At 72.2% G+C, this 15,664-nt stretch carries 14 protein-coding genes and 1 riboswitch; of the genes, 13 read left to right on the forward strand and 1 reads right to left on the reverse strand.

All coding sequences use genetic code 11. The features are described from left to right. Positions 1-5: 5 nt before the first annotated feature. Positions 6-124, forward strand: a riboswitch (TPP riboswitch). The 6 genes from H0S67_RS02610 to H0S67_RS02635 all read left to right on the forward strand — a co-directional run bounded on the left by H0S67_RS02610 (position 114) and on the right by H0S67_RS02635 (position 8,657). Then, a complete protein-coding gene (locus H0S67_RS02610; protein ID WP_180935328.1) occupies positions 114-1,175 on the forward strand; it encodes a thiamine ABC transporter substrate-binding protein in 1,062 nt (353 codons plus the stop codon). Its footprint overlaps the riboswitch before it by 11 nt. A 30-nt stretch (positions 1,176-1,205) precedes the next feature. Beyond that, positions 1,206-2,858, forward strand: coding sequence for an ABC transporter permease (locus H0S67_RS02615; protein WP_180935329.1), 1,653 nt, complete (start codon positions 1,206-1,208; stop codon positions 2,856-2,858). Positions 2,859-2,860: 2 nt separating this feature from the next. After that, entirely contained in the window at positions 2,861-3,889 is a 1,029-nt protein-coding gene (locus tag H0S67_RS02620) for an ABC transporter ATP-binding protein (RefSeq protein ID WP_180935330.1), read from the forward strand. 1 nt (position 3,890) lies between these two features. After that, positions 3,891-4,961: a phosphatase PAP2 family protein gene (locus tag H0S67_RS02625; RefSeq protein WP_246355065.1), complete on the forward strand. Its 1,071-nt coding sequence runs from the start codon at positions 3,891-3,893 to the stop codon at positions 4,959-4,961. 258 nt (positions 4,962-5,219) lie between these two features. Beyond that, positions 5,220-6,551 (forward strand): C40 family peptidase, encoded by a 1,332-nt coding sequence (locus H0S67_RS02630; RefSeq protein ID WP_180935332.1) that lies wholly within the window; start codon positions 5,220-5,222, stop codon positions 6,549-6,551. 96 nt (positions 6,552-6,647) lie between these two features. Beyond that, positions 6,648-8,657 carry an acyl-CoA dehydrogenase family protein gene (locus H0S67_RS02635; protein WP_180935333.1) on the forward strand — a complete coding sequence of 670 codons (2,010 nt, stop codon included), beginning with the start codon at positions 6,648-6,650 and terminating at the stop codon, positions 8,655-8,657. A gap of 75 nt (positions 8,658-8,732) precedes the next feature. Here the strand turns inward: H0S67_RS02635 and H0S67_RS02640 are convergent, their stop codons facing one another. Beyond that, complete coding sequence (locus tag H0S67_RS02640; protein ID WP_281368944.1) at positions 8,733-9,254, reverse strand: inorganic diphosphatase; 522 nt, start codon at positions 9,252-9,254, stop codon at positions 8,733-8,735. A 101-nt stretch (positions 9,255-9,355) separates the two neighbouring features. On the opposite strand from H0S67_RS02640, the gene dacB reads away from it, so the two are divergent. The 7 genes from dacB to hpt all read left to right on the forward strand — a co-directional run bounded on the left by dacB (position 9,356) and on the right by hpt (position 15,553). Further along, positions 9,356-10,807: a D-alanyl-D-alanine carboxypeptidase/D-alanyl-D-alanine endopeptidase gene (gene dacB, locus H0S67_RS02645; protein WP_180935334.1), complete on the forward strand. Its 1,452-nt coding sequence runs from the start codon at positions 9,356-9,358 to the stop codon at positions 10,805-10,807. Between the two features lie 62 nt (positions 10,808-10,869). Continuing rightward, positions 10,870-11,910, forward strand: a complete 1,041-nt coding sequence (locus tag H0S67_RS02650) for a zinc-dependent metalloprotease (RefSeq protein WP_246355066.1) — start codon at positions 10,870-10,872, stop codon at positions 11,908-11,910. Then, entirely contained in the window at positions 11,907-12,896 is a 990-nt protein-coding gene (tilS, locus tag H0S67_RS02655; protein ID WP_180935335.1) for a tRNA lysidine(34) synthetase TilS, read from the forward strand. The genes H0S67_RS02650 and tilS overlap by 4 nt, the downstream gene beginning before the upstream one ends. A gap of 80 nt (positions 12,897-12,976) precedes the next feature. Beyond that, the gene (locus H0S67_RS02660) at positions 12,977-13,897 is read left to right on the forward strand and encodes a hypothetical protein (RefSeq protein WP_180935336.1); all 921 of its coding nucleotides are present in this window, start codon (positions 12,977-12,979) and stop codon (positions 13,895-13,897) included. 125 nt (positions 13,898-14,022) lie between these two features. Next, positions 14,023-14,658: a hypothetical protein gene (locus H0S67_RS02665; RefSeq protein WP_180935337.1), complete on the forward strand. Its 636-nt coding sequence runs from the start codon at positions 14,023-14,025 to the stop codon at positions 14,656-14,658. 35 nt (positions 14,659-14,693) lie between these two features. Beyond that, positions 14,694-14,951 (forward strand): hypothetical protein, encoded by a 258-nt coding sequence (locus H0S67_RS02670; RefSeq protein WP_180935338.1) that lies wholly within the window; start codon positions 14,694-14,696, stop codon positions 14,949-14,951. A gap of 50 nt (positions 14,952-15,001) precedes the next feature. After that, a complete protein-coding gene (gene hpt / locus H0S67_RS02675) occupies positions 15,002-15,553 on the forward strand; it encodes a hypoxanthine phosphoribosyltransferase (RefSeq protein ID WP_180935339.1) in 552 nt (183 codons plus the stop codon). The last annotated feature ends 111 nt before the right edge of the window (positions 15,554-15,664 follow it).

The following is a 15,664-nucleotide window of genomic DNA, read 5'->3' on the forward strand; positions in this document are numbered from 1 at the left end:
TGAGTGGCACAAGACAGGGGAGCACGCGCCCCGCGGGACCGGCGTGCTGAGAGTGCGGACGAGCCGCAGACCCTCCGAACCTGCTCCGGTTAGCACCGGCGAAGGGAGTCCACATGAAGTCCACGCGTGCGCTCGCAGCGCTCTGCGCGCTCAGCGCTCTCGGCCTGACCGCCTCGGCGTGCTCGGCGGTCGGGCAGGAGACCGACAGCTCCGCGGCCGACAAGCAGGTCGTGCTGGTCACGCACGACTCGTTCGTGCTCCCCAAGAAGCTGGAGCAGGAGTTCGAGAAGCAGTCGGGCTACCAGCTCGTCGTCCGGGCCTCGGGGGATGCGGGCCAGCTGACCAACAAGCTGGTGCTGACCAAGGACGACCCGATCGGTGACGTCTCCTTCGGGGTCGACAACACCTTCGCGTCGCGCGCCCTCGACGCCGGCGTGTTCGCGCCGTACTCCTTCCACGAGCCGAAGGGGGTCTCCGACTACGCGCTGCCGGGGGACGACCAGCACCGGCTCACGCCGGTCGACAACGGCAACGTGTGCGTCAACGTCGACGACACCTGGTTCGCCGACCACCACCTCGCGCCGCCGAAGACCCTCGACGACCTGACGAAGCCGGCCTACCGGGACCTTTTCGTGCTGCCGGGCGCCGCCACCAGCTCCACCGGCATGGCGTTCCTGCTGTCGACCATCGCGGCCTACGGCAGCGGGTGGCAGGACTACTGGTCGAAGCTGATGGACAACGGAGCCGAGCTCACGGCCGGCTGGTCCGACGCCTACGAGGTCGACTTCACCCAGGGCGGCGGCAAGGGCGACCGGCCGATCGTGCTGTCCTACGACTCCTCGCCGGCGTTCACCGTGCCGAAGGGGTCGAGCACGTCGACCACCAGCGCGCTGCTCGACACCTGCTTCGAGCAGGTGGAGTACGCCGGCGTCCTCTCGGGGGCGCGGAACGTCGCCGGCGCGGAGGCGTTCGTGAAGTTCCTCGAGACGCCGGAGGTGCAGGCGGCGCTGCCGGAGAGCATGTACGTCTTCCCGGTCGTCGACGGCGTGAAGCTGCCCACGGAGTGGGCGAAGTTCGCCGTGCAGCCCACGAAGCCGTACGCCGTGGACCCGGCCGAGATCGCCGCGCACCGCGACGAGTGGCTCCGGGACTGGAGCGACGTCACCTCCCGATGACACGAGTGCTCCCATGACGCGGCATCTCCCATGACATTGGGGACCCGGTGGTCGAGACCGCTCACGCTCGCGGGCCTGGCCGTGGTGCCGGTGGCCGTGCTGGGCGTCTTCTTCGTGCTGCCCGTGGCCGGGATGCTGCACGAGGGCTTCTGGGCCGACGGCAGCTTCGACCCGGGGGCCGTGCTCGAGGTGCTGGGGCGACCTCGGGTGCACCGGGTCGTGTGGTTCACGGTCTGGTCGGCCACGGTGGCGACCGTGGTCGCGGTCCTCCTCGGCCTACCGGCCGCGCACGCGCTGCACCGGCTGCGCTTCCCGGGACGGGACCTGGTCCGGGCGGCGCTGCTGGTGCCGTTCGTGCTGCCGACGGTCGTGGTCGGGGTCGCCTTCCGCCAGCTCCTCGGGGAGGCCGGCCCGCTGGGCTTCCTGCGCCTCGACGGGACCGCGATCGCGATCCTCGCGGGGCTGGTGTTCTTCAACGTCGCCCTGGTGATCCGGGGGGTCGGCACCGCCTGGGAGTCCCTCGACCCACGACCTGCCGAGGCGGCCGCAGCGCTGGGCGCGGGCCCGGTGCAGGTGTTCTGGACCGTGACGCTGCCGGCGCTGCGACCGGCGATCGTGTCGGCGGCGAGCGTGGTCTTCCTGTTCTGCGCCACGGCGTTCGGCGTGGTGCTGACCCTCGGCGGGCTGCGGTACTCCTCCGTCGAGACCGAGATCTACCTGCTCACGACGAACCTGCTCGACCTCCAGGCCGCGGCGGCGCTCTCGATCCTCCAGCTGGTCGCCGTGGCGGCGCTGCTGCTGGTCGCCGGCCGGCTGCGCGCGGTGCCCGGCGGGGGCGCCGACCGGGTCGTCGCACGGCCGCGTCGTCCGGCGCGTGGAGACACTGCCGCGCTGGTCGCGACCACGGTGCTGCTGGTGCTGGTGGCGGCGCCGATCGCGACCCTGGTGTCCGGCTCGCTGCACGTGGACGGCGGGTGGAGCCTGGACAACTACCGGGCGCTGACCACCGACGGCACCCACCAGGCGCTCCTGGTCCCGGTCACCGACGCCCTGGTGACGTCGCTGCGCACCGCGGTGGATGCCACCTGGATGTCGCTCTCGATGGGGCTGCTCGTGGCGTTCGTCGTCACCCGGCGCTCGCGGTCCCGCGCCGAGCGACGCGTGCGCAGCGGCCTCGACGGGTTCTTCATGCTGCCGCTGGGGGTCTCGGCGGTCACCCTCGGCTTCGGCTTCCTGATCACGCTGGACCACCCGCCGATCGACCTGCGGGACTCGCCGTTCCTGGTGCCGATCGCGCAGGCGCTGGTGGCGCTGCCGCTCGTCGTCCGCACCATCGTGCCGGTCCTCGCCGGCATCAACGACCGCCAGCGCCAGGCGGCCGCGTCCCTGGGCGCCGGGCCGCTGCGCGCCGTGCTCACCGTCGACCTGCCGGTGGTGTGGAAGCCGCTGCTCGCCGCCAGCGGATTCGCCTTCGCGGCGTCGCTGGGTGAGTTCGGCGCCACGTCGTTCCTGGCCCGCGACGACCATCCGACCGTGCCGATCGTGATCTACCGGCTGATCGGGCACCCCGGCCCGATGAACTTCGGGATGGCGCTGGCCGCCTCCGTGGTGCTCGCTGCGACCACGACCGTCGTGATGCTGGTCGTCGAGCGGCTGCGGGTGCCGTCCGTGGGAGCCTTCTGACGATGTTGACCCTGGACGACGTGTCGGTGGACTACGACGGGGTGCCCGCCGTGGTCGACGTGACGCTGGACCTCCCGGACGGCGAGGTCCTCGCCGTGCTCGGGCCGTCCGGCTGCGGGAAGTCCACCCTGCTGCGCGCCGTTGCCGGCCTCGAGACCCCGAGCGCCGGGCGGATCGGCTGGGACGGCCACGACCTCGCCGGGGTGCCCACGCACAAGCGCGGCTTCGCGCTGATGTTCCAGGACGGCCAGCTCTTCAGCCACCTCACGGTCGGGCGCAACGTCGGCTACGCGCTGCGGATCAGGCGGGTGCGCGGCCCGCAGGTCGAGCGCCGGGTCGCGGAGCTCCTCGAGCTGGTGGGCCTCGCGGGGTACGCCGGCCGCCTGCCCGCCACCCTGTCCGGTGGGGAGCGGCAGCGGGTCGCCCTGGCCCGCTCGCTGGCCGTGGAGCCGCGGCTGATCCTCCTCGACGAGCCGCTCTCGGCCCTGGACGCCGGACTGCGGGAGCGCCTGGCCGCCGAGCTGCGCGAGATCCTGCGCGCGGCCGGGACGACCGCGCTCATGGTCACCCACGACCACGAGGAGGCGTTCACGGTCGCCGACCGGCTCGCCGTCATGCGTGGCGGCCGGGTGGTCCAGTCCGGCCCCATCGCCGAGGTGTGGCGCGGCCCGGCCGATCCCGAGACGGCGCTCTTCCTCGGCTACGCCCGAGTCCTGCACGGGGACGCCGCCGGGGTCCTGCTCGGGGCCGCCGCGATGCCGCCCGCCCCGGCGGTCGCCGTACGGCGCTCGGCGCTCATCGCCTCGCCGGACGGACCGCTGCTCGGGGAGGTGGTCTCGGGGCGAGCGACCCCCGAGCAGGTGCGCCTCGTCGTGGCCGTGCCCGGGGTGGGCGAGATCGATGCGGTCGCACCGCTGGACCTCCACCCCGGACCGGGGGAGCGGCTGCGGCTCGCGGTCGAGGCCGCGAAGCTCGCCGTCATCCCGGCCGGGGGACTCCCCGCGGCCGGAGCACACTCACGCGATCCCTAGAATGGCCTGCGTGTATCGCCGCGCCCAGCTCCTCCTGATCGGCATCGCCGCCACCATGAGTGCGCTGGCGATGCTGGCGGCGGTGCTGCTCGGCAAGCACCTCGTCGACCCCGACGGGTTCCTCGGCCCCTCGTGGGCGCGGCTGCCGCTGCTGGTCGGCTCGGCGTTCCTCGTCGACCTGCTGCCACGCACCCTGTGGTACTCCCGGCTCCGGCCCCGCGCGATGCCCGCGATCTTCCGGGCGCGGGTGCGCAGCCACTGGTCGCGGCAGCGTGTGACGCTGGTCGTGATGGGCGTGGTCTGCTTCTACCTGACCTACGTGAGCTACCGGAACCTCAAGTCGTTCCTGCCCTTCGTGATGGGCCGGACCACCTACGACCGCGAGCTGCATCTCGTCGACCGGACGCTGCTGTTCGGGCACGACCCCGCGATCGCGCTGCACACCCTGCTCGGGACGGGGATCTCCGCGCACTTCCTGTCCTGGATCTACCTGTGGTTCCTGCCGCTGGTCCCGCTGGCGCTGACCGCGTGGCTGGTCTGGTCGCGCAAGCTCACCTACGGCTACTGGTTCGCGACCTCCCAGTGCATCGCCTGGACGCTGGGCACGGTGTCGTACTACGCGCTGCCGACCCTCGGGCCCGGCTTCGAGTACTCCTGGCTGTACAACAGCCTGCCGGACACCCCGGCCTCGTCGCTGATGAACTCCCTGCAGTACAGCCGCGACAACGTCCTCAACGTGGGGATCGACGGCGCCGTGCAGTCGGTCGCCGGGTTCGCGAGCCTGCACTGCGCGATCACGCTGCTGGTCGCCCTGATGGTGCAGTTCACGCTGCGCTCGAAGGTGCTCAAGTGGGTGTTCTGGGTCAACTTCGCGTTCACGCTGATCGCCACCATCTACTTCGGCTGGCACTACATCTCCGACGACATCGCCGGCATCATGATCGCCCTCATCGCCTTCTACGTGGGCGGTGTCGTGAGCGGCCAGAAGTTCGACAGCCACGGCCGCACGGCGCCGATTCCGGAGGCCACCTCGCCCGAGGTCCCCGTCGGCCAGGAGGCCGGCTCCGGCTGACCCGCGGCGGTCCAGCGCACCACGACGACGCGGCCCCTCCCGAGCTCCTCGGGAGGGGCCGTTCCGTGGGCGGCCACTCGCCACTTCGAGAATTACATCCTTGTAGTTCGTCAAGGCGACACGCCGGGGGTCAGAGAAAAAGTTGAGGAAAATGTTTCTTTTGTGACTGATGAGCACTAGCGTGCTCCAAGTGTCGCGGGTGACAAGGCAGTCATCCGCGGTCCTGAACCAGTGACGAGAGGCCGAGACGTGCGTGCAATGGGGATCGCAACCGCGATCGCGCTGACCATGGTGGCCGGCGGTTCCGTCGCCGGTGTCGCCGTCGCCGACGACCACACGATGCCGTCACGCCACGACGTGCAGCAGTCGCGGGAGGCGGTCCGCGGAGCCGCGGCCGACGTCGAGTCGGTCCGGGCCCAGCTCGTGCTGGCCAACCAGCGCCTCGAGGCATCGGCGCAGCGCGCGGCCCAGGCCGCGGAGGCGTTCAACGGCGCCCGCTGGGAGCTCCAGCAGGCCCGCAAGGCCGCCCGCGACGCCCAGGAGCACTCCCGCATCGCCGCGGCCGACGTCGAGCGCCAGCGCGAGGTGTACGGCGACGCGGTGGTCAGCTCGTACGAGATGACCCCCGGCCTGAGCGCCCTGTCGGCGATCGCGAAGTCCGACGGCATCCGCACCGTCATCGAGCGGGCGACCACGGTGCAGAACGCCGAGTCCGCGCTCGACGACCGCTACGACGAGTTCCGCGCGTCGGCCACCATCGCCGACGTCGCCACCCAGCAGGCGAAGGACGCGCAGGCTGCGGCGACCGCCGCCGCCGAGAAGGCCCGCGCGGCCCGCGACGCCGCCCAGGCGGCCGAGGATGCCGCCGCTTCCGAGTCGCAGTCGATCGCCGCGGAGAAGACGCGGCTGATCGCGCAGCTGGCCCACCTGCAGCACGTGAGTGTCCAGCTGGCCCAGCGCCGGCAGGCTGCCCTGGAGGCCAAGGCGGCGGCCGCCGCGGCAGCCGCGGCGCAGCACCAGGCGGAGCTCGAGGCCCAGCAGGCCGCCCAGCAGGCCGCCCACCAGGCCGCCCAGCAGGCCCACGAACAAGCCCAGCAGCAGGCCCAGCAGCACGCGCAACAGCCGTCCTCGACCGGCGGCTCGGACCACTCCGGCACGAACCCTGGTCCCAGCACGCCGCCCGCTCCGCCCGCCCCGCCCGCGCCGCCAGCCCCTCCGGCTCCGGCGTCGGGCGCCCAGGGCGCGATCAGCTTCGCGCGGGCCCAGATCGGCGAGCCCTACGTCTGGGGTGCCGCCGGCCCGAACGCCTGGGACTGCTCCGGCCTGACCATGGGCAGCTGGCGTGCCGGCGGGATCTCCCTGCCGCACTACTCGGTGGCGCAGTACGAGCAGTCCACGCCGGTCTCCTTCTCCTCCCTCCAGCCCGGTGACCTCGTCTTCTGGGGCTCGTCGAGCAGCCCGTCGTCGATCTACCACGTCGCGCTCTACATCGGCGGCGGCGAGATCATCGAGGCGCCGCGGACCGGCGTCCCGGTGCGGGAGTCGTCCATCTACGCCTGGACCCTGCCCAACTTCTACGCCCGTCCCTGACCGCCCGTCCCCGACCGGGAGCCGGCGGCCCGGTCCCGGTCTCAGTCCCGGTCGCAGTCGGTTTCCGGACCCCCGGCGCGTGGGTACGTTGACGCCATGGCCACCGACACCGTGCCCCCGACCGCGTCCTCCGCAGCGACAGGGGGCGCGGAGGCGTCCCGCTACGTCCAGCCCGAGGTCGACGTCCCGGCGCTGACCGCGCTCCTCGACGGCAAGTACGCCGAGGTCCGTGGCCTGGTGCGCACCAACCTCGCGGAGTACGCCTCCATCCTCGAGGAGGCCGAGACGATGTCGCGCGCGGAGTTCCGCGAGCGGGTCAAGGAGGTCGTCGTCGAGATGGCCTCGACGGGCCAGACCGGCATGGGCTTCCCGGAGGAGTACGGCGGCGGGGGCGACATCGGCGCCTCGGTGGCGGCGTTCGAGACCCTGGCCTACGGCGACCTGTCGGTGCTGGTGAAGGTCGGCGTGCAGTTCGGTCTCTTCGGTGGCGCGATCCTCCAGCTCGGCACCCGCGAGCACCACGAGGCCTACCTGCCCGACCTGATCACCGGGAAGCTGATGGGCTGCTTCGCGATGACCGAGTCCGGGCACGGCTCCAACGTGCAGGCGCTCGGCACCGTCGCGACCTACGACGTGGCGACCCAGGAGTTCGTGATCACCACCCACGGCGACCAGGCGCGCAAGGACTACATCGGCAACGCCGCGGTGCACGCCGAGGTGGCCGTGGTCTTCGCCCAGCTCGAGGTGGCCGGCACCTCCCACGGGGTGCACGCCTTTGTCGTACCGATCCGGAGTGGCGGCAAGCCCTGCGCCGGCGTCCGCATCGAGGACGACGGCGCCAAGATGGGGCTCAACGGCGTCGACAACGGGCGGCTGTGGTTCGACGGCGTCCGGGTGCCCCGCACCGCGCTGCTCAACCGGTTCGCCGACGTCACGCCCGCGGGCGTGTACCGGAGCGAGATCGACAACCCCAACCGCCGGTTCTTCACGATGCTCGGCACCTTGGTCCAGGGCCGGGTCTGCGTGGGTGGGGCCGGGATCAACGCCGCCAAGGTGGCGCTCGCGATCGCGGTGAAGTACGCCCTGCGGCGCCGCCAGTTCGAGGCGAGCTCCGACGAGCAGGAGGAGCTGCTCCTCGACTACGGGATGCACCAGCGCCGGCTGCTTCCGCTGCTGGCACGCACCTACGCCCTGCACTTCGCGCAGGAGGTCGTGGCCTCCCAGCTGCACGACGTGTTCTCCGCGGACCCGTCGGCGGGCGAGGATGCGGAGCAGGCGCGGCGTGAGCTGGAGTCGCGCGCCGCGGGGACCAAGGCCCTCGGCACCTGGCACGGCACCCGCACGATCCAGGAGTGCCGGGAGGCGTGCGGTGGGGCGGGCTACCTGGCGGTCAACCGGTTCGCCGCCCTCAAGGCCGACACCGACGTGTTCACGACCTTCGAGGGTGACAACCACGTGCTGCTCCAGCTCGTGGCCAAGGGGCTGCTCACCGACTACTCCAGCGACTTCGAGGACCTCGACCAGTTCGGCATGGTGCGCTTCGTCGCGGGGATGGCCGTCGACACCGTGATCGAGAGGACCAACGTCCACAAGCTGCTGGAGCGGATCAAGGACATCCTCCCGGGCGGCGACGAGTGGGACCAGGAGGCCGGGCTGCTCGACCCGGACTACCAGCTGACGATGCTGCGCTTCCGCGAGGAGCACATGCTGGCTGGGGTCGCCCGCCGGCTGAAGCGGGGCATCGACCAAGGGATGAACCCGGGCGTGGTCTTCTCGCGGGTGCAGGACCACGTGATCGCGGCGGCGCGTGCGCACGTGGAGCGCCTCGTCCTCGAGGCGTTCGTCGCCAAGGTCCGCGCCCTGCCCGAGAGCGACCTCAAGGTCGCGCTGAACCTGCTCTGCGACCTGCACGCCCTCGCCACGATCGAGGCCGACCGTGCCTGGTTCATGGAGCACGGCCGGCTCACGGTGGCGCGGTCCAAGTCGATCAGCCGCGAGATCGGCAGCCTGTGCCGCAAGATCCGTCCGCTCGCCGGGGACCTCGTCGACGCCTTCGACGTCCCGGTGGAGATGCTGCGCTCACCCGACCTGGTGGGCCCGGCCTGAGCCTGACCGGGCCCGCAACGACGACGATCCCCCCGCAACAGCGGGGGGATCGTGGGTGTCAGGGGAGCGAGGCGCTCAGTGCGTGTGGCCGGCTGCCTTCGCCCGCTCGAACGACGCCTGGACCTCGGCCTCGGCCTCGGTGCGTCCCACCCACTCGGCGCCCTCGACGGACTTGCCGGGCTCGAGGTCCTTGTAGACCTCGAAGAAGTGCTGGATCTCGAGGCGGTCGAACTTCGAGACGTGGTTGATGTCGCGCAGGTGCTCCAGGCGCGGGTCGTGCGTGGGGACGCACAGGACCTTGTCGTCGCCGCCGGCCTCGTCGGTCATGCGGAACATGCCGATCGCGCGGCACTTGATCAGGCAGCCGGGGAAGGTCGGCGCCTGGAGGATGACCAGCGCGTCCAGCGGGTCGCCGTCCTGGCCGAGGGTGTTCTCGATGTAGCCGTAGTCCTCGGGGTACGCCGTCGACGTGAAGAGCATGCGGTCGAGGCGGATCCGACCGGTCTCGTGGTCGACCTCGTACTTGTTGCGCGAGCCCTTGGGGATCTCCACGAGTACGTCGAACTCCAGCACGTCATCCTCCGCGATCGTCGTCATCGGTCCCCGTCGGACCGGCTGTCGGTGTGGGCCCCTCGGTCGGGGCGCAGGACAGTCTCGCGCACAATGTGCGCAAACGCGCACTCGGGAAGGGGCAATCGGTGGTCGGACGTGACACACGCCACGCTCGGCGGTCCGGCGACCCGATCCTGCGCTGGCTCCCCGTCCTGCTGGTCCTGGTGCTCCTCGGCTCGGCCGCCGCGGCGTACCGCTTCGAGCTCGGACCGCGCTGGTTCGGCACCGAGCCGGCGGACCCGGTGCACAACCCCGCGGCGGTCGCACCGCCCAGCGGCCTGACCCTGCGCCCCCCTGCGGCGCCCGCGCCGGTGGCCCCGGCGGTCGACGCCGCGGCGCCGCTGGACGGGGCGTCGGTACGCCGCGCCCTGGCCCGCCCGCTGAAGGACCCGGACCTCGGACGGCACGTCCTCGCCACGGTCGCGACGCTGGACGGGGCGAAGCCGGTCTTCGAGCACGGCAGCGGCGTCGCGATGCCGGCCTCCACCATGAAGCTGCTGACCACCACGGCCGCCCTCGCGACGCTCGGCCCGGAGCACACGTTCTCCACGAAGGTCGTCCGCGAGGGCGGCGGCCGGATCGTCCTGGTCGGCGGCGGGGACCCGTTCCTGGCGAGCCGGCCGGTCAGCCCGTCGACGTACCCGCACCGCGCGGACGTGGTGACGCTGGCCCGCTCCACCGCTCGCGCGCTGCAGCAGAAGGGCATCCGCCGGGTCCACCTCGGCTACGACGCGTCGCTCTTCACCGGCCCCCGGGTCGACCCGCACTGGCCGGCCGACTACGTCCCCGACGGTGTGGTCGCGCCCATCACCTCGCTGTGGGTCGACGAGGGTCGTCCCCCGAGCGGCATCGGCCGGGTGGCGGACCCGCCGGCGACCGCGGCGGCGACCTTCGCCGCGGCCCTGGGCCGCGCCGGCATCAAGGTCGTCGGGGTGCCCCGGGCCCAGCGCGCCGACCCGCACGCCACGCCGGTGGCGAGCGTCGAGAGCCCGCCGCTGTCGCAGATCGTCGAGCAGATCCTGCTCGTGAGCGACAACGAGGGCGCCGAGGTGCTCTCGCACCAGGTCGGCATCGCCACCGGTGGCCAGGGGTCCTTCGTCGACGGTGCCCGCGGCGTGACGAGGGTGCTGGGCGGGCTCGGGATCCCGCTGGACGGGGCCGTGGTCCACGACGGCAGCGGCCTCTCCCGCCAGGACCGGTTGGACCCGGACACGCTGGCGGCGGTGCTGGCCCTCGCGGCCTCCGACGACCATCCCGAGCTGCGTCCGGTGGTCACCGGACTGCCGGTCTCGGGGTTCACCGGCTCCCTGGAGGACCGCTTCGCCGACGCCGCCCCCCAGGGTCGGGGCCGGGTGCGCGCCAAGACGGGCACGCTGACCGGGGTGAGCGCCCTGGCGGGTGTCGCCACCGACGTGACCGGCGACCCGATGGTCTTCGTGCTGATGGCCGACCGGGTCGCCGTCCCCGACACCCTGGCCGCCCGGGACGCGCTCGACCGCCTCGCCGCGGACCTCGGCGCCTGTCGCTGCGGGGGATGAGCTCGCGTCCGCTCTCGTGAGTAGCGGCCACGCGGATTGCCCGACGTGGGTACGGTCGAGCCATGACGAACAACCCGGCTTCGGCCATGGTCGACTGGGACCTCGCGGTCTCGCTCGGCTCCCGCGTGGCCGGCGACGGGCCCCGGGTCAGTCCGGACGAGGCAGCAGCGGCCGTGGCCGAGCTGCGCGCCGGCGCGAACCGGTCCACCGGCCTGGTCCGCGAGTTCACCGGCCTGGTGGCCGAGGAGCGGACCGCGCCCGTCGTGGTCGTCGACCGGCCGGGCTGGATCCAGGCCAACGCCGACAGCTTCGCCACCATCCTCGGGCCGGTGATCGAGCAGCTCGCCGCGAAGAAGGGGCAGCCCAGCGGCGTCGCGCTCGCGGTCGGGTCGAAGATCACCGGTGCGGAGGTGGGCGGCCTGCTCGGCTTCCTCGCCGGCAAGGTGCTCGGCCAGTTCGACCCGTTCTTCGGGCCCGCGGGTCGACTGCTCCTGGTCGCGCCCAACATCGTGCACGTCGAGCGGGAGCTCGACGCCCTGCCCCGCGACTTCCGGCTGTGGGTGTGCCTGCACGAGGAGACCCACCGGGTGCAGTTCACGGCGGTGCCCTGGATGCGCGACCACCTCTTCGGTGAGATGCAGCAGATCGCCGAGACGCTCGAGCCCACCAAGCTCCTCGACGACGGCCTCAAGCGCGTGACGGAGGCCATCAAGGGCGGCGGCGGATCCAGCCTGATCGACGCGATCGGGACGCCTGAGCAGAAGGAGATCATCGAGCGCGTCACCGGCGTGATGTCGCTGCTCGAGGGCCATGCAGACGTGGTCATGGACGGCGTGGGGCCGACCGTGATCCCGACGGTCGCCGAGATCCGGCGCAGCTTCGACCGCCGCCGCAAGGGCGTGGGTCCCCTGGACCGCGTGCTGCGCCGCCTGCTCGGCCTGGACGCGAAGATGGCGCAGTACCGCGACGGCGCGGCGTTCGTCCGCGGTGTGGTGGGCAAGGTCGGCATGCACGAGTTCAACGCGGTGTGGGACCGCCCCGAGAACCTCCCCACCAAGGCCGAGATCGGCGAGCCCGCGGCCTGGGTGTCCCGGGTGCTGTGAGCCTGCACCCGGCCGTCGCGGCCGTACGCCGCGGCGTACGCCGGTGCCTGGCGGACCTCGAGCCGGGCAGCACGGTCGTGGTGGCGTGCTCCGGTGGCGCGGACTCGCTGGCGCTGCTCGCGGCGACCGTCTTCGAGGCGAGGACGGGCTCGCTGCGCGTCGTCGGCGCCACCGTGGACCACGGGCTGCAGCCGGGCTCGGCGGCGCACGCGGACCGCGTCGTGGCCCAGATGGCGGCGCTGGGGGCGGATGAGACGCTCACGGCCCGGGTGCAGGTGGAGGGCGGAGGCCTGGGTCCCGAGGCGGCGGCGCGGCGGGCGAGGTACGCCGTCCTCGAACAGGTCGCCGAGCACACCGGTGCGGTCGCGGTCCTGCTCGGCCACACCCGTGACGACCAGGCCGAGACGGTGCTGCTCGGCCTCACCCGGGGGTCCGGCGGCCGGTCCCTCGCCGGCATGCGCCGCTCCTTCGACCACTACCGCCGACCGCTGCTCGACGTCGCTCGCGCCGACACGGTCACCGCCTGCCAGGTCGAGGGCATCGACTACTGGGACGACCCCCACAACCACGACCCCGGCTTCACCCGGGTGCGGGTGCGCGAGACCGTGCTGCCCCTGCTCGAGCGCGAGCTGGGACCCGGCGTCGCCGAGGCCCTGGCCCGCACCGCCGAGCAGGTCCGCGACGACGTGGACCTGCTCGACGACCTGGCCGAGGCCGACTGGGAGCGACTGCGCACCGACGAGGGCTCGCTGCCGGCCGACCGTCTCGCGCTGCTGCCCGCGCCCGTGCGACGGCGGGTGCTCCGGTTGGCCGCCCTGGCGGCCGGGTCGCCCGCCTCGGAGCTGTTCCACGACCACGTGCTGGCCCTGGACGCCCTCGTCACCGACTGGCACGGACAGAAGTGGATCGACCTGCCCGGCCACCTGCGGTGCCGGGCGCAGCGCGGGACTGCTGGTGTTCACCGCGAGGTGCTTGCGCAGGAGTAGGTTGACCTCCGCAACCATGGAGTGACGGGGGAGAGCAATGCGGCGGGTGGGTTCTGTCCTGGTGGCGGCGCTGCTCGGCGGTGTCCGTCCTGGCAGGGGCCACGACGGCGGACGCGGCCGACGGGCCGCCGACCAACACGGCTCGCCCCGCGATCACGGGTGTGGTGGCGGTGGGGAAGACCGTCACCGCCGACCCCGGGACGTGGGACCCGGCCGACGTCACCTACGCCTACACCTGGTTCGTCGACGGCCAGCAGGCGGGGGCCGGCGAGCAGTACACCCCGACCGCCGCCGACGAAGGGCACGCGCTCAGCGTCGAGGTGTCCGCCTCGCAGCACGGCGGCCCGGACGGCACCGCGACCTCGGAGCCGGTGACCGTGCTGGGTGCAGCCCCGCAGAACGTCGAGGCCCCCGAGGTCTCGGGCGCGTTCGGCGTGGGCGGGATCCTTCAGGTCAGCGACGGCACCTGGGACGCCGACGGGCTGACGTTCACCTACCAGTGGATGCGCGGCGACACACAGATCGCCGGCGCGACCGGCTCCTCGTACCAATCCACCTGGGAGGACTGCAACCAGGACCTCGATGTCGTCGTCACTGCCCATCTGGCAGGTCACGCGGACGGGGTCGCAGCCACGCCCATATTCAGGGTTTCCTGCTACTACTGCATGTGCGACGCCCCGACCGCCGTCCGGATACACGTGCCCGAGCACGTGACGACGCAGGACCGCGCGCAGATCCGGGTTCGCATCGAATCCGCGGGCAGTGCGAATCCCAGCACCGGCACGGTCACCCTGCGTGTCACGTCCGTGAAGCGCCGCGTCCACGCTCGGTGGGTCCACACTGCGCGCCTGCACCCGGACGACCGCAGCCGGGTCACGTTCCGGTTGCCGCGACTCGCCGTGAGCAAGTTCGCCGTACATGCCGAGTACGACAGCCCGCCCGGCTCCCAGTTCATGGACGCTGTCAACGTGACGACGTTCAAGGTCGTGCAAGACCGCTGACCCGGCTTCGGGTCGCCGGCGGATGGTCGTCGCGAGCAGGAGTAGGTTGACCTCCGCGACCATGGAGTGCGGGGGAGAGCAATGCGACGGGTGGGTTCTGTCCTGGTGGCGGCGCGCTCGGGACGGTGACCGTCTTGGCAGGGGCCACGGCGGCGGACGCGGCCGACGGGCCGCCGACCAACACGGCTCGCCCCGCGATCACGGGCGTGGTGGCGGTGGGGGAGACCGTCTCGGCCGACCCCGGGACGTGGGACCCGGCTGACGTCGCCTACGCCTACACCTGGTTCGTCGACGGCGAGCAGGCCGGGACCGGGGAGCAGTACACCCCGACCGCCGCTGACGAGGGGCATGCGCTGAGCGTCGAAATCGTGGCCTCTCAGCCCGGTGGCCCGGACGGCACCGCGGCGTCGGAGCCGGTGACTGTGCTGGGTGCGGCGCCGCAGAACGTCGAGGCCCCCGAGGTCTCGGGCGCGTTCGGCGTGGGCGGGACCCTTCAGGTCAGCGACGGCACCTGGGACGCCGACGGGCTGACGTTCACCTACCAGTGGATGCGCGGCAGCGTCCCGATCGCCGGCGCGACCGCCCGTCGTACTCATCGACCGGGGAGGACTGCGGCCAGGAGCTCAGCGCCGTCGTCACCGCCCATCTCGCCGGTCACGCGGACGGGTCGGCCGCCACGTCGACGGTCATGGTCACCTGCTACTGCTGCAGGGATGAACCCGTCCCCACCGCCGTGCAGATCCACACGCCGCAGCGCGTGACGACACAGGACCGCGCCAGGGTCAGGGTCCGGATCATGAGTGCGGGGAGCACTGAGCCGCAGAACGGCAGCATCTCGCTGCGCGTCGCCCGAGTGCGCCCCGCGCACACGGGCACGTCCCGCTGGCTGCACATGGTGCACCTGCACCCCGAGGACCACGGTCGGGTGACCTTCCGGCTGCCCCGGCTGGCCGCGGGCAAGTTCTCCGTACGTGCCAGGTACGACAGAGCCCCGGAGTCCCAGTTCATGGACAGCAACAACGTGGAGACGTTCAAGGTCGTGCGGGCCGCCTGAACCGGGGTCGGGCACGACCCCGCGGGCGGGCTGCCCCTAGGCTTCCGTGCATGGACGCTTCCCACGTCGAGAAAGACCTCGTCAACGTGCTGTTCACCGAGGCCCAGATCCAGGAGCGCCTCGGCGAGCTCGCCCGCGAGATCGAGGCCGACTACGACGGCAAGGACCTCCTCATCGTCGGCATCCTGCGCGGCGCGGTCATGGTGATGGCCGACCTGGCCCGCAGCTTCGGCCGCCACCTCGAGATGGACTGGATGGCGGTCTCCTCCTACGGGTCGGGCACCAAGTCCAGCGGCGTGGTCCGGATCCTCAAGGACCTCGACACCGACATCTCGGGCCGACACGTCGTCATCGTCGACGAGATCATCGACACCGGGCTCACCCTGTCGTGGCTGACCTCCAACCTGAGCTCCCGGAGCCCCGCCAGCGTCGAGATCTGCACCCTCCTGCGCAAGCCCGAGGCGTTGCAGATGCCGGTCGAGGTGAAGTACGTCGGGTGGGACATCCCGAACGAGTTCGTGGTCGGTTACGGCCTGGACTACCGCGAGCGCTACCGCAACCTTCGCGACATCGGGACCCTCGCCCCACACGTCTACTCCTGATCTCTTCCCCGTCTCGGGCACTTGCCTGCGAGAATGGGCGTTGTCGAGGTTGTGTACCGTCGTCAGTTCAGTTGATCGTCCGCCCATGAGTCCGGGCGGACGGCAGAGCCG

It is taken from the genome of Nocardioides ungokensis, from assembly GCF_013466985.1.
GTDB classification, from domain to species: Bacteria; Actinomycetota; Actinomycetes; order Propionibacteriales; family Nocardioidaceae; genus Nocardioides; species Nocardioides ungokensis.